The sequence below is a fragment of the Anoxybacillus pushchinoensis genome, from assembly GCF_900111795.1.
Taxonomy (GTDB): domain Bacteria; phylum Bacillota; class Bacilli; order Bacillales; family Anoxybacillaceae; genus Anoxybacillus; species Anoxybacillus pushchinoensis.
Genome location: NZ_FOJQ01000001.1, coordinates 77,917 through 92,527, shown reverse-complemented (window position 1 = coordinate 92,527; position 14,611 = coordinate 77,917). Strand labels below are relative to the sequence as shown.

Below are 14,611 nucleotides of genomic sequence, written 5' to 3'. Positions count from 1 at the left end.
AACGGTGAGCTTTTTTAAAAAGTTAAAAGAAAAAATCGCAAAACAAGCAGATACAGTAACGGAAAAGTTTAAGCGAGGTTTAGAAAAAACGCGTGATTCGTTCGCGGGAAAAGTGAACGATTTAATCGCCCGCTATCGCAAAGTGGACGAAGAGTTTTTTGAAGAACTAGAAGAAATTTTAATCGCATCTGACGTCGGGGTTGCTACTGTGATGGAATTCATTGACGAGCTGAAAATGGAAGTAAAGCGTCGCAACATTCAAGACCCGAAAGACATGTATAGCGTCATTTCCGAAAAACTCATCGATATATACCAAGCGGGCGGCGATGAAAAAATAGAACTAAATATCCAACCAAGCGGCTTAACGGTCATTTTATTTGTCGGTGTAAACGGCGTCGGAAAAACGACGACGATCGGAAAGCTTGCGCACAAATTAAAGAACGAAGGGAAAACAGTCATGTTGGCAGCTGGCGACACGTTCCGGGCAGGTGCAATTGAACAGCTTGAAGTATGGGGCGAGCGAGTCGGCGTGGAAGTCATTAAACAGTCTGCTGGCTCTGATCCAGCGGCGGTGATGTACGATGCGATTCAAGCGGCTAAATCGCGCAACGTCGACGTTTTATTATGCGACACAGCCGGCCGTTTACAAAATAAAGTTAACTTAATGAAAGAGCTTGAAAAAGTGAGACGCGTCATTGAACGTGAAGTGCCGGGTGCACCGCATGAAGTATTGCTCGTATTGGATGCAACGACAGGACAAAATGCAATGAGCCAAGCGAAAACGTTTAAAGAAGCGACAAACGTGACGGGCATTGTACTGACGAAACTGGACGGCACGGCTAAAGGTGGTATCGTATTGGCGATTCGCCACGAGTTAAACATTCCGGTGAAGTTTGTCGGTTTAGGGGAAAAAGTGGACGATCTAGAGCCATTTAACGCAGAACAATTCGTTTATGGGTTATTTGCATCGTTTATGGAACGTGAGGAAGTGCAAGGAGAATAACTTGACAGCATCGCACAAAACATATAAACTAAAGTCGTGTAAAGGCGTTTCACTTAACAGGGGGGAGTTTCATGCTAGAGAAAACAACGAGAATGAACTATTTATACGATTTTTACCAATCGTTGTTAACACCGAAGCAACGAAACTATATGTCCCTTTATTATTTAGACGATTACTCCCTCGGTGAAATTGCCGAAGAGTACGAAGTGAGTCGTCAAGCGGTGTACGATAACATTAAACGGACGGAAGCTATGCTAGAAGACTATGAGCAAAAATTGTTGCTCTTTCAAAAGTTTCAGCAGCGGCAAAAACTGCTACATGTATTAAAAGCGCACATTGCCGAGCGCTATCCGAACGATGAAGAACTGATGAGGCTCGTTGTGGAGTTGGAGAAATTAGAGTAGGGGGCGGTAACGATGGCATTTGAAGGATTGGCCGACCGTCTGCAACATGTCATGAATAAAATTCGTGGCAAAGGCAAAGTCACGGAAGCCGATGTAAAAGAAATGATGCGTGAAGTGCGGCTAGCGCTATTAGAAGCTGACGTCAATTTTAAAGTCGTCAAAGACTTCGTAAAAAAAGTGAGCGAACGGGCTGTCGGACAAGAAGTGATGAAAAGCTTAACCCCAGGACAGCAAGTCGTCAAAGTCGTGAAAGAAGAATTGACGGAGCTGATGGGGGGAGAAAATAGCAAAATCGCTGTAGCGAGCCGCCCGCCAACTGTCGTCATGATGGTCGGATTACAAGGGGCAGGAAAAACGACGACAACGGGGAAGCTAGCGAATGTATTGCGCAAAAAACATAATCGCAAACCGTTGCTCGTCGCAGCCGACATTTATCGGCCGGCAGCAATTAAACAGCTTGAAACGTTAGGGAAACAGCTTAACATTCCTGTTTTTTCTCTCGGCGATCAAGTGAGTCCTGTTGAAATCGCGAAACAAGCGATTGCGAAAGCAAAAGAAGAACATCATGATTACGTCTTAATTGATACAGCCGGTCGGCTTCACATTGACGAAGCGCTCATGGACGAATTAAAGCAAATAAAAGAAGTGGCGAAGCCGGATGAAATTTTCCTCGTCGTCGATGCGATGACAGGGCAAGATGCGGTCAACGTCGCCCAAAGCTTCAACGAACAGCTTGGGCTGACGGGCGTCATTTTGACGAAACTCGATGGTGATACGCGCGGTGGAGCAGCATTGTCCATTAAAGCGGTCACGAATACGCCGATTAAATTTGTCGGAATGGGCGAAAAGCTCGATGCGCTTGAGCCGTTTCATCCCGAGCGAATGGCGTCACGCATTTTAGGCATGGGCGACGTATTGACGCTAATCGAAAAAGCGCAAGCGGCCGTCGATGAAGAAAAAGCAAAAGAGCTGGAGCAAAAAATGCGCACGGCATCATTTACACTTGACGACTTTTTAGAGCAACTAGGACAAGTGCGTAAGCTCGGTCCGCTCGATGAAATTTTAAAGATGTTGCCAGGCGCGAATAAGGTGAAAGGTCTTAACAATATACACATCGATGAAAAGCAAATTAGTCGGGTAGAAGCAATTATTCGCTCGATGACGAAAGAAGAAAAAATGAACCCAGACATCATCAACTCTAGCCGCAAAAAGCGAATTGCGAAAGGGAGCGGAACGACAGTACAAGACGTCAACCGCTTGCTTAAACAATTTGATGAGATGAAAAAGATGATGAAAATGATGACGACGATGCCAAAAGGGAAAAAGAAAGGGTTCCGTTTCCCGTTTATGTAAACAAAATAACAGTGTTAAGAAAAAACACTTTACAAACAAAACGTTTATTGCTAATATACTATCTTGTGTGAAATATTTTCGGAGGTGCTACAATTATGGCAGTAAAAATTCGTTTAAAACGTATGGGTGCAAAAAAATCACCATTTTATCGTATCGTTGTTGCAGATTCTCGTTCTCCACGTGACGGTCGTTTCATCGAAACAATCGGCACATACAATCCGTTAACAGAGCCTGCAGAAGTAAAAATTAACGAAGAGCTTGCATTAAAATGGTTGCAAAACGGTGCGAAACCATCTGACACGGTACGCAACTTGCTTTCAAAACAAGGAATTTTAGAAAAATTCCACAACTTAAAGTACGGAAAGTAATGTATGAAAACGTTGCTTGAGACGATCGTTCGGTCACTTGTCGATCATCCGGAATGCGTCGTCGTTCGCGAAACGGAACAACAACAATCGATCACGTATTCGATTTCCCTTCATAAAGAAGATGTAGGGAAAGTGATCGGGAAGAACGGGCGAATCATTCAAGCGATTCGCACTGTAGTTCAAGCAGCTAACGAGTCGAAAAAGCGAATAGACGTACGCATCGAAGAGTAAGGGAGAGGGACATACCTCCCCTTTTTTCGTTCAGAAAGGCGGTGCACCGTGAAAATTATACAAAAAGTGGAAGTTAGACAACGATTAACTGAGAACAGTAAGCAGCAACTCATTCAACAATTTATGCAACAAAAACAACAACTGGAACAACAATGTGCGCAACTCATCTTTGAACAAAAGCGAATGGAAAAGCACACTTCGTTTTCACCAAAGCAAATAAAAGACAAGTTTGAACGCGAAATGAACGTTCGTCGTCAAAAAATAGAAGAGCTTGATTTCCTTCTTGAGCAATTGCGCATATTACCGATAGGAAGTGAAATAAAAGAAAGAGATGTCGAGGCGATCATCGACGTCCAAATAGGGATGCGATGGGAATCTTCGAAAACGATTGTCATTGAAGATGGAATCGTTGTCGACATACGTGAGGGGTGATCGTTGTGAAATGGTTTCATGTCGGAAAAATTGTGAATACGCACGGCATTCGCGGTGAAGTGCGCGTCATTTCACGCACCGATTTTGCTGAAGAACGATATAAAAAAGGAAATGTATTATACATTTTTATGGAAAACGAGCCGCCAGTCGAAGTAAAAGTGGCAAACCATCGTGTGCATAAGTCATTTGATTTGTTAACATTTGAAGGATATGACAACATTAACTTAGTTGAAAAGTTTAAAGGAGCAATCATTAAAGTGCCTGAAAGCCAGCTTCAGCCACTTGCTGAAGGAGAGTATTATTTTCACGAAATTATCGGCTCTGTCGTTGTCACGGAAGATGGTGAAACGATTGGTGAAGTAAAAGAAATTTTAACGCCAGGGGCGAATGACGTATGGGTTGTTAAGCGGAAAAAAGGCAGCGATGTGCTCATTCCATATATTGAAGATGTTGTTAAACGGGTCGATGTGAAAAATAAGATGATTACGATTCATGTGATGGAAGGGTTGCTTGACGAATGAAAATCGATGTGCTCACTTTATTTCCAACGATGTTTACCGGCGTGCTGAACGAGTCCATTTTAAAGCGGGCGCAAGAGAAAGGGGCTGTCACATTTCGGCTCGTTAACTTTCGCGAGTTTGCCGATAATAAACATCAAACAGTAGATGATTATCCTTATGGCGGTGGTGCAGGCATGGTATTAAAGCCGCAGCCGATTTTTGATGCGGTCGATCATTTAACGAAGCAAAGCGAACATCGTCCGCGCATCATTTTACTTTGCCCACAAGGGGAACGATATACGCAAAAAAAAGCGGAAGAGCTGGCGAAAGAACAACATATCATTTTCATTTGCGGACATTATGAAGGATATGACGAGCGCATTCGAGAGCATGTAGTAACGGACGAAATTTCTATTGGAGATTACGTTCTAACCGGTGGAGAACTCGCGGCTATGGTCGTTATCGATAGTGTTGTTCGCTTACTTCCTGGCGTGCTCGGCAATGAACATTCGCCTGTACTTGACTCGTATAGCTCCGGTTTGCTCGAACATCCACATTATACGCGCCCCGCAAATTTCCGCGGCATGAAGGTGCCAGACGTTCTTCTTTCCGGCAATCATCGCTTAATTGAAGAATGGCGCCAAAAAGAGTCGTTGCGTCGCACATGGTTGCGCCGCCCAGATTTACTTGAGACGTATGAACTAACGGAACAACAAAAAAAATGGATCGAACAATGGGAAAAAAATGAGCGGTAACCCTTGCATCCGATACATCTTTATGCTAGTATAAACGTTGTGACTTACGTCGCATGAAAACGATGTTCCGCTGCTATGAACGAGAAGCATGAGCATCTGTTGGAAGGAGATGAATATGATGCATCATTTAATTCAAGAAATTACAAAAGAACAACTACGTAACGATCTTCCTGAATTCCGTCCTGGTGACACTGTGCGCGTTCACGTTAAAGTTGTTGAAGGAAACCGTGAACGTATCCAAGTATTTGAGGGCGTTGTAATCAAGCGTCGTGGTGGTGGAATTAGCGAAACATTTACAGTTCGTAAAGTATCTTACGGTGTAGGTGTTGAGCGTACATTCCCATTACACACGCCGAAGATTGCAAAATTAGAAGTTGTTCGTCGCGGTAAAGTTCGTCGTGCGAAATTGTACTACTTGCGTCAACTCCGCGGTAAAGCAGCACGCATCAAAGAAATCATCTAACAAAAGAAATGATTGCGAGGAGCTTGATCATCAAGCTCCTTTTTCAACATGTATCATATAGGTGGGAGAAGGATGGAAAAACAAAAAAACGAATGGTTTGAATGGGTGAAAGCAATTCTTATTGCAGTGGCGTTAGCAGGTGGCATTCGCTACTTCATTTTTGCCCCGATTATTGTCGAAGGGGAATCGATGATGCCGACGTTACATAATCAAGATCGGATGATCGTCAATAAAGTTGCATATAAAATTGGCGAACCGAAACGGTTTGATATTATTGTTTTTCGTGCGGAGGAAGGCAAAGATTATATTAAGCGCGTCATTGGGCTTCCAGGCGACCAGATCGAATATAAAAACGATACGCTATATGTCAATGGAAAGCCGTATAAAGAGCCGTACTTAGATGAAGAGAAAAAACGACTATTTGACGGTCCGCTAACAGAGTCGTTTACTCTTGAAGAGCTATGGGGGGAAAAAACAGTTCCAGAAGGCCATTTATTCGTGCTCGGAGATAATCGTCGGTATAGTAAAGATAGCCGCCATATCGGGTTCATTCCGATGGAAAAAGTGGTAGGCAAAACGTCCGTCGTCTATTGGCCTCTTTCGGATGCTCGCATTGTTGAATAACATCATACAAAGTAGGTGGCAGCGATGACGATTCAATGGTTTCCCGGTCATATGGCGAAAGCAAAGCGGGAAGTAACAGAAAAATTAAAACTGATTGATATTGTATTTGAGCTTGTTGATGCCCGCATTCCCCTTTCTTCACGCAACCCGTTAATTGATGAAATTGTTGCTAATAAGCCGCGCATCATGTTGCTCAATAAGGCAGATATGGCTGATCCAGACGTCACAAAACAGTGGATTGCCTTTTTCGCTACGCAACAAATCGAGGCTATTGCGATCGATGCTCAAAGCGGAACGGGTATGAAACAAATTGTTGCAGCCGCGAAGGAGCGGTTGCGTCCAAAATTCGAAAAGATGGAAGCGAAAGGGATAAAACGCCCACGTGCGATGCGCGCATTAATTGTCGGCATTCCGAATGTAGGAAAGTCAACACTCATTAATCGGTTAGCAGGAAAGCATATCGCAAAGACGGGCGATAAACCAGGAGTGACGAAAGCACAACAGTGGATTAAAGTCGGCAAGGAACTTGAATTGCTTGATACGCCAGGAATTTTATGGCCGAAATTTGAAGATGAAGAAGTTGGATACAAACTTGCAACGACAGGGGCGATTAAAGATACGATTTTAAATTTGCAAGACGTTGCCGTATATGCGTTGCGCTTTTTAACGGCGCATTACCCTGATCGTTTAAAAGAACGGTACGCTTTTTCTCATATTCCGGAGGACATCGTCCAACTATTCGACGAAATCGGTAAAAGACGAGGTTGCCTCGCTTCTGGCGGCGTCGTCGATTACGATAAAGTAGCCGAGCTCGTATTGCGCGATATTCGCACAGAAAAACTAGGACGGCTTAGTTTCGATCGCCTGTAAGGTTCGCATATGCGAGCCTTTATTTTTTTATGAATGAGCCGATATAAAATGTAAGGAGTGATTGCGCGTGAACATACAAGAGATTAAGCAACGACTACAAACGATTCACGATGAAACAGACGAATGGTTTCAACAACTATTGCTCGATGAACGAAAAGGCGTCCAACGCCTCGTTCAACAATGGTATAAGCAAAAAGAAGAAGAAAAACGGGAACGCGAACGTTTTTTGCATATGTTGCGATATGAACAGGCGCTATACGACAAAGGAATCCGCTACATCGCGGGGGTAGATGAAGTAGGACGAGGGCCGCTAGCTGGTCCGGTTGTTGCCGCAGCAGTGATTTTACCAAAAGATGTGTATCTCCCTCATGTAGACGATTCAAAAAAACTATCGGAAATGAAGCGAGAGCAGTTGTTTTCTATCATTCAACAAACGGCGCTTGCGATCGGTATTGGCATCGTTAGCGCACGCGAAATTGATGAGCTAAACATTTACGAAGCGACGAAAAAAGCGATGATGCAAGCTGTCCACGCGCTTGCGATCGCTCCCGAGCATTTGCTCATTGATGCCATGCACATTCCACTATCTATTCCACAAACATCGATCATTAAAGGGGATGCGCATAGCGTCTCCATTGCAGCAAGTTCCATTATAGCGAAAGTGACGCGCGATCGCATGATGAAGCGGTTAGGTGAGAAATATCCACAATACGGATTTGAGCGGCATATGGGATATGGAACGAAAGAGCATTTGCAAGCCATTGAACAATATGGAGTGATTGAGGAACATCGCCGCTCATTTGCACCAATTCGCGAGCGACTAAAGCGAGGGGAATGAAATGAACGTTCAATGGTTGCGCACGTTATTTGATGAGGCGCAAACGAACCGCCTACCGAAAGCACCAACGTTTCACATAGGAGATATCATACATGGGAAAATCGAAAAAATAAATGAAGATCGTACAGCGCTCGTTCGAATCGGAACGCATATGCTTACCGCTCATTTGCAATCGCCAGCTAAAGAAGGTGGGGCATATACGTTTCAAGTGCAACAAGCCTCCCCGCTGCTGCTAAAAATGTTGCCGCAAACGGCAAAAATGGCAGATGAAGAAAGCGTCATTCGTCACTTTCGGTTGCCGACAAACGAACAAACGAAGGCGCTTGTGCGGTGGATGATCGACCAATCTTTTTCATTTAAAACGAATGATATGGCGTCGCTTCGGCAATGGATGCAAACAGGAGGGGAAAAGGAAGCTCAAGCGATTAAATGGATTCTTATGCGCGATTTGCCGCTTCAAGACGATGTATTTCGTTCGCTCGTCGCTTTGCAGCATGATAAGCCGTTGTACGAGCAACGGATGATGCTCGCGCAAATGATTGAACGGTTGCCACCGAATGAAACGTTAACGAAACTTGCCTCATTTTTGCGCGATATGCCGGAGCTTTCCTCATTTTCACCAGAACGGGTTTATCAACTGTTCAAACAGGTGATCAAGCAACAAGATGAATCATTTTCTTTATTGCGATCAGCAGCGGCTGAAGCGACCGGTGAATTGAAAGAAGAAATCGTATCTCTATTCGAGCGCATGAAGGCACAGCAACTATTATCGACAAATGACGCACCGCTTCGCCATCTTTTTACCCAATTTCCCCTTCTCATTGGAACGCACGCCACAGACGTGACGATTCAATGGCGCGGGAAACAACGTGAAAACGGAAAAATCGATACAGATTATTGTCGTATGTTATTTTACTTAACGATGGCGACGTTAAAAGAAACGCTCGTCGATGTTCACATTCAACAACGCATTGTCCATATTTCCGTCATCAATGACACGCCGCATTTATCTTCGTACGTCTCAGCGCTTGAGCCGTCGTTAAAAAAACAGCTTGCTGAGCATGGTTATACGCTTTCGACCGTTCACGTCAAAGTGCCAGAGCGCGCACCGACAAAGAAACGATTGCTCGTCGAACCATTTTCATACAAAGGGGTGGATTATCGCATATGACACGAAAACGTGCTATTGCTTTGTCGTACGATGAGCAACATGTTGCCCCTATCGTTGTTGCAAAAGGAGAAGGAGCTGTGGCTGAGCGCATCATTGAAAAAGCGAAACAATACGACGTCCCCGTTTACGAAGATGAAACGCTTGCGGTGATGCTCGGCCAATTACAGCTAAACGAAACGATTCCAGAAGAGCTGTACAAAGTTGTCGCCGAAGTATTTGCATTTATTTATCAAGTCGAAAAAAAGGTGGAGGAGCGATGATCATGCTCCTTCTTTCTTTCATTAAAGAATTTTCTGTCTAAATGGTAGACAACTGACAAAGTATCATTATACAATGAAAGCGCTAGTACTTTTATTTTTATACATAGGAGGATGGGGTATGAATATTCATGAGTATCAAGGAAAAGAGATCCTCAGAAGCTACGGAGTAAGCGTGCCGAACGGTCGTGTGGCGTTTACGGTTGAAGAAGCGGTTGAGGCGGCGAAAGAGCTCGGCAGTAGCGTTTGTGTCGTGAAAGCGCAAATTCATGCCGGCGGTCGCGGAAAAGCAGGGGGTGTAAAAGTCGCAAAAAGCCTAGAAGAAGTTCGTACATATGCGAGTGAGCTGTTAGGGAAAGTGCTTGTCACACATCAAACAGGTCCAGAAGGAAAAGAAGTGAAGCGCCTGTTGATCGAAGAAGGATGCGACATTAAAAAGGAATATTACATCGGGCTTGTTGTTGACCGTGCGACGTCCCGCGTAGTATTAATGGGATCAGAAGAAGGCGGAACAGAAATTGAAGAAGTGGCTGCAAAAACGCCAGAGAAAATTTTTAAAGAGTATATCGACCCAGCTGTCGGTCTACAAGCGTTCCAAGCGCGCCGTATGGCATTTAACATCAATATTCCGAAAGAGCTTGTCAATCAAGCTGTAAAATTTATGTTAGGCTTATATCAAGTGTTCGTTGAAAAAGATTGCTCAATCGCTGAAATTAACCCGCTTGTCGTAACGGGTGATGGAAAAGTAATGGCGCTTGATGCGAAGCTTAACTTTGATTCAAACGCGTTATATCGCCATAAAGACATTTTAGAATATCGCGATTTAGACGAAGAAGATCCAAAAGAAATTGAAGCATCAAAATACGATTTAAACTACATTTCGCTTGACGGAAACATTGGTTGCATGGTTAACGGTGCAGGCTTAGCGATGGCGACGATGGACATCATTAAATATTACGGTGGCGAGCCAGCAAACTTTTTAGATGTTGGTGGCGGTGCGACGACAGAAAAAGTAACAGAAGCGTTTAAAATCATTTTATCCGACCCGAACGTCAAAGGCATTTTCGTTAACATTTTTGGCGGCATTATGAAATGTGACGTCATCGCTAACGGAATTGTTGAGGCAACGAAACAAGTCGGTTTAAATCTTCCGCTTGTCGTTCGTTTAGAAGGAACGAACGTTGAATTAGGGAAAAAGATTTTAGAAGAGTCCGGATTAAATATTACAGCCGCTGAATCGATGGCAGACGGCGCGCAAAAAATCGTTTCGCTAGTAAGCTAATAGAAGGGATGGGAGAAACGTGAGCGTTTTTGTTAATAAAGATACGAAAGTCATTGTACAAGGAATTACAGGTTCACAAGGGTTGTTCCATACGAAACAAATGATTGAGTACGGCACAAACATTGTTGGTGGGGTAACACCAGGAAAAGGTGGCACGGAAGTTGAAGGGGTACCTGTGTTTGATACGGTTTCTGAAGCGGTTGAAAAAACAGGTGCGAACGCCTCTGTCATTTACGTTCCGCCAGCATTTGCTGCCGATGCGATTATGGAAGCTGTCGATGCGGAAATCGATTTAGTTGTTTGTATTACAGAAGGCATTCCGGTACTAGACATGGTAAAAGTGAAGCGCTATATGGAAGGAAAGAAAACGCGCTTAATCGGGCCAAACTGCCCTGGTATCATTACACCAGAAGAATGCAAAATCGGCATTATGCCGGGCTATATTCATAAAAAAGGCCATGTCGGTATCGTTTCCCGCTCCGGTACGTTAACGTACGAAGCTGTTCATCAATTAACACAAGCGGGAATCGGTCAATCAACGGCGGTCGGTATTGGCGGTGACCCAGTCAACGGCACAAACTTCATCGACGTATTAAAAGCGTTTAACGAAGATGAAGACACGTACGCGGTCATTATGATCGGTGAGATTGGCGGAACGGCGGAAGAAGAAGCGGCAGAATGGGTAAAAGCAAACATGACAAAACCGGTTGTCGGCTTTATCGGCGGACAAACAGCACCTCCAGGAAAGCGCATGGGACATGCTGGTGCGATCATTTCTGGCGGAAAAGGAACGGCGGAAGAAAAAATTAAAACGATGACAGCATGCGGCATTAAAGTCGCAGAAACGCCAGCAGTCATTGGCGAAACGCTCATCTCTGTATTAAAAGAACGCGGCTTATACGAAAAGTGTAAAACACATTAATAATCGCGAATCGTCCTAAGGCACAAACCTTAGGACGATTTTTATAAATAGGAGGGATATCATGTACGATACAACTCGCGAACGGCTCATCCATTTGCATCATTGTCGTGGCATCGGGTGGAAAAGTATCGCACGCTTGCTTCATGCAGACCCATCGCTAGCATCCATTTTTCATCTTTCGTCACAACAACTTCAACGACTACTTCCGATCCCCCAAAAACATTTCACTGCTTTTTTCCATGATTTGCATTGTCACAAATTGAAACGTATGATAAAAACATATGAGGAACAAAACATTCATATTGTAACAATAAAAGATGATGGTTATCCGGAGTGGCTGAAACATATATATGATCCACCGTGGGTACTATATGCGAAAGGAAACGTAGCGTTGCTTAAGCGAAAAAAAATAATTAGCGTCGTAGGGACACGGACGCCCACTCGTCAAGGAATCGCAGCGATGCATATCGTCCTTCCGCCCCTCATTCAAAACGGCTGGGTCGTTGTTAGCGGACTAGCAAAAGGTATTGATGCTGAAGCACATCGTTTATGTTTACGGCATCATGGTGAAACAATTGCGGTCATTGCGGGCGGATTGCATTACATATACCCACCTGAAAATGAATCATTATTTCGACAATTAGTGACAACGCAATTAATTATTTCAGAATATCCACCATTCGTTCGCCCACAGACGTGGCATTTTCCGATGCGCAATCGCATCATTAGCGGTTTGTCGCTCGGTACGCTTGTTGTACAAGCAAAAGAGCGAAGCGGCTCGCTCATTACCGCTCATTTTGCGCTCCAGCAAGGAAGAGAAGTGTTTGCGATTCCCGGTGACATCACAACAAAAGAGGCGCTCGGGACTAATCGGTTGATTCAACAAGGAGCAAAATTAATATTGTCAAGTGAAGATATTGAGGAGGAATTTCGACATCTTTTTACATGAATGTTACATGAATGAAAGAGAAAATCGAAAAATGATGTTTGACAAATGAACGAATCATCATTAATAATAATGAGGATTTTACTTTACGAATTACCTCTTAAGGGAGGACAAAATAATGTCAGACTACTTAGTCATTGTAGAGTCGCCAGCCAAGGCGAAAACGATTGAAAGATATTTAGGAAAAAAGTATAAAGTAAAAGCATCAATGGGCCACGTGCGCGATTTGCCAAAAAGTCAAATGGGCGTTGACATACAAAATGATTATGAACCGAAGTATATTACGATTCGCGGAAAAGGCTCGGTTATTAAAGAATTGAAAACAGCGGCGAAAAAAGCAAAAAAAGTATTTCTTGCAGCCGACCCGGATCGCGAAGGGGAAGCGATTGCTTGGCATCTAGCCCATCTCCTTGATTTAAACATTGATTCACCATGTCGCGTCGTATTTAACGAAATTACGAAAGATGCGATTAAACAGTCATTTGAACATCCGCGTGCCATCAATATGCATTTAGTTCATGCCCAGCAAGCGCGGCGTGTGCTCGATCGTCTCGTCGGCTACAACATTAGCCCGTTGCTTTGGAAAAAAGTAAAAAAAGGGTTAAGCGCAGGACGCGTGCAATCTGTTGCGCTTCGCTTAATTATCGATCGGGAAAAAGAAATTCAATCATTCCAACCAGAAGAGTATTGGACGATTCAAGGAACGTTTGTAAAAGACAATGATGTATTTGAGGCGCAATTTTATCGCTTGAACGGTGAAACGTTCGACGTAAAAACGGAGCAAGATGTGCAACATGTATTAAGCCATATTCAAGGAAACGAATTTGTCGTCACATCGGTAACGAAAAAAGAGCGAAAACGCAATCCTGTTGCACCGTTTATTACATCGTCATTGCAACAAGAGGCAGCGCGGAAATTAAACTTCCGCACGAAAAAAACGATGATGGTTGCCCAACAGCTATACGAAGGGATCGACCTTGGAAGTGAAGGGACGGTCGGTTTAATTACATATATGCGTACAGACTCGACGCGCGTATCCGAAAGCGCTCAACAAGAGGCGATTCAGTATATTGAACAGACGTTCGGCACATCATATGTAGCGACAGAAAAAAGAAAAGAAAAACAAAAAACGAACGCCCAAGATGCGCACGAAGCGATTCGTCCAACGTCCGTCTGGCGCCATCCAAAAGTGATTAAACCGTACGTGACGCGCGATCAATATCAGCTGTACAAACTCATTTGGGAGCGCTTTATCGCAAGCCAAATGACGCCAGCTGTGCTCGACACAGTAGCAGTGGAACTATCAAACGGAACTGTCATCTTCCGTGCGACCGGTTCGACGGTTAAGTTTCCAGGTTTTATGAAAGTGTATGTGGAAGGAACGGACGATCCGAAAGATGAGCAACAACGGTTGCTGCCAGACTTTGTTGAAGGAGAGCGCGTATTTAGTAAAGATATTGAAGGAAAGCAACATTTCACGCAGCCTCCACCACGTTACACGGAAGCTCGGCTCGTAAAAACGTTGGAAGAGCTCGGCATCGGTCGCCCATCGACGTACGCTCCAACGCTTGATACGATTCAAAAACGAAATTACGTCACGCTCGAAAACAAACGTTTCGTTCCAACAGAGCTTGGTGAAATTGTACTAGATTTAATGATGCAATTTTTCCCGGAAATTTTAGACGTTGAATTTACAGCGAAAATGGAAAAAAATTTAGATGACATTGAAGATGGAAAAGTCGAATGGGTACGCATCATTGATGAGTTTTATCGCGAGTTTGAAAAACGGTTAAAAATTGCGGAAGTTGAAATGGAAAAAGTTGAAATAGCTGATGAATCAGCAGATGTCGATTGCGAAGTATGTGGAAGCCCGATGGTGTACAAAATGGGGCGCTTCGGGAAGTTTATCGCTTGCTCCAATTTTCCACAATGTCGAAATACAAAAGCGATCGTCAAAGATATTGGCGTGAAATGCCCACGTTGTCATGAAGGGAACATCGTTGAACGAAAAAGTAAAAAGAAGCGTATGTTTTACGGTTGTGATCGTTTTCCAGCGTGCGATTTCGTGTCATGGGATAAACCGATCAATCGCCCGTGCCCGAAGTGCGGTGGCATGCTTGTTGAGAAAAAAGGGAAAAAGAGTATGCACATTCAATGTACGCAGTGCGAATATCACGAACAACAGTAAGGTG

General features: G+C 43.9%; 18 protein-coding genes. All 18 read left to right on the top strand.

Annotated elements, in window-relative coordinates:
• Positions 1-4 precede the first annotated feature (4 nt).
• Positions 5-1,003 (top strand): signal recognition particle-docking protein FtsY, encoded by a 999-nt coding sequence (gene ftsY, locus BM213_RS00490; RefSeq protein ID WP_091700013.1) that lies wholly within the window; start codon positions 5-7, stop codon positions 1,001-1,003.
• A gap of 71 nt (positions 1,004-1,074) precedes the next feature.
• The gene (locus BM213_RS00485) at positions 1,075-1,407 is read left to right on the top strand and encodes a putative DNA-binding protein (protein ID WP_091700012.1); all 333 of its coding nucleotides are present in this window, start codon (positions 1,075-1,077) and stop codon (positions 1,405-1,407) included.
• Positions 1,408-1,419: 12 nt separating this feature from the next.
• Positions 1,420-2,760: a signal recognition particle protein gene (gene ffh, locus BM213_RS00480; protein ID WP_091700011.1), complete on the top strand. Its 1,341-nt coding sequence runs from the start codon at positions 1,420-1,422 to the stop codon at positions 2,758-2,760.
• 95 nt (positions 2,761-2,855) lie between these two features.
• Positions 2,856-3,128 (top strand): 30S ribosomal protein S16, encoded by a 273-nt coding sequence (rpsP, locus tag BM213_RS00475; protein ID WP_003394954.1) that lies wholly within the window; start codon positions 2,856-2,858, stop codon positions 3,126-3,128.
• A gap of 3 nt (positions 3,129-3,131) precedes the next feature.
• The gene (locus tag BM213_RS00470; protein WP_091700010.1) at positions 3,132-3,359 is read left to right on the top strand and encodes a KH domain-containing protein; all 228 of its coding nucleotides are present in this window, start codon (positions 3,132-3,134) and stop codon (positions 3,357-3,359) included.
• Positions 3,360-3,407: 48 nt separating this feature from the next.
• The gene (locus BM213_RS00465) at positions 3,408-3,791 is read left to right on the top strand and encodes a YlqD family protein (RefSeq protein WP_091700009.1); all 384 of its coding nucleotides are present in this window, start codon (positions 3,408-3,410) and stop codon (positions 3,789-3,791) included.
• On the top strand, positions 3,791-4,312 hold the full coding sequence (gene rimM, locus BM213_RS00460; protein ID WP_279625310.1) for a ribosome maturation factor RimM: 522 nt from the start codon (positions 3,791-3,793) through the stop codon (positions 4,310-4,312). Before BM213_RS00465 ends, rimM begins: the two co-directional genes overlap by 1 nt.
• Positions 4,309-5,046, top strand: coding sequence for a tRNA (guanosine(37)-N1)-methyltransferase TrmD (gene trmD, locus BM213_RS00455; protein ID WP_003394945.1), 738 nt, complete (start codon positions 4,309-4,311; stop codon positions 5,044-5,046). Before rimM ends, trmD begins: the two co-directional genes overlap by 4 nt.
• Before the next feature lie 118 nt (positions 5,047-5,164).
• Positions 5,165-5,509 carry a 50S ribosomal protein L19 gene (gene rplS, locus BM213_RS00450; protein ID WP_003394943.1) on the top strand — a complete coding sequence of 115 codons (345 nt, stop codon included), beginning with the start codon at positions 5,165-5,167 and terminating at the stop codon, positions 5,507-5,509.
• Positions 5,510-5,581: 72 nt separating this feature from the next.
• Positions 5,582-6,133 carry a signal peptidase I gene (gene lepB / locus BM213_RS00445; RefSeq protein WP_091700007.1) on the top strand — a complete coding sequence of 184 codons (552 nt, stop codon included), beginning with the start codon at positions 5,582-5,584 and terminating at the stop codon, positions 6,131-6,133.
• A gap of 15 nt (positions 6,134-6,148) precedes the next feature.
• Complete coding sequence (gene ylqF / locus BM213_RS00440; protein WP_208601843.1) at positions 6,149-7,003, top strand: ribosome biogenesis GTPase YlqF; 855 nt, start codon at positions 6,149-6,151, stop codon at positions 7,001-7,003.
• Positions 7,004-7,070: 67 nt separating this feature from the next.
• Positions 7,071-7,841 carry a ribonuclease HII gene (locus tag BM213_RS00435; protein WP_091700005.1) on the top strand — a complete coding sequence of 257 codons (771 nt, stop codon included), beginning with the start codon at positions 7,071-7,073 and terminating at the stop codon, positions 7,839-7,841.
• 1 nt (position 7,842) lies between these two features.
• A complete protein-coding gene (locus BM213_RS00430; RefSeq protein WP_091700004.1) occupies positions 7,843-9,012 on the top strand; it encodes a hypothetical protein in 1,170 nt (389 codons plus the stop codon).
• Positions 9,009-9,272 carry an EscU/YscU/HrcU family type III secretion system export apparatus switch protein gene (locus BM213_RS00425; RefSeq protein WP_091700003.1) on the top strand — a complete coding sequence of 88 codons (264 nt, stop codon included), beginning with the start codon at positions 9,009-9,011 and terminating at the stop codon, positions 9,270-9,272. The genes BM213_RS00430 and BM213_RS00425 overlap by 4 nt, the downstream gene beginning before the upstream one ends.
• A 118-nt stretch (positions 9,273-9,390) precedes the next feature.
• Positions 9,391-10,551 (top strand): ADP-forming succinate--CoA ligase subunit beta, encoded by a 1,161-nt coding sequence (sucC, locus tag BM213_RS00420; protein ID WP_004891085.1) that lies wholly within the window; start codon positions 9,391-9,393, stop codon positions 10,549-10,551.
• Positions 10,552-10,570: 19 nt separating this feature from the next.
• A complete protein-coding gene (gene sucD / locus BM213_RS00415; RefSeq protein WP_077429205.1) occupies positions 10,571-11,473 on the top strand; it encodes a succinate--CoA ligase subunit alpha in 903 nt (300 codons plus the stop codon).
• A 61-nt stretch (positions 11,474-11,534) separates the two neighbouring features.
• Complete coding sequence (dprA, locus tag BM213_RS00410) at positions 11,535-12,422, top strand: DNA-processing protein DprA (protein WP_091700002.1); 888 nt, start codon at positions 11,535-11,537, stop codon at positions 12,420-12,422.
• A gap of 115 nt (positions 12,423-12,537) precedes the next feature.
• A complete protein-coding gene (gene topA, locus BM213_RS00405) occupies positions 12,538-14,607 on the top strand; it encodes a type I DNA topoisomerase (protein WP_091700001.1) in 2,070 nt (689 codons plus the stop codon).
• Positions 14,608-14,611: the final 4 nt, after the last annotated feature.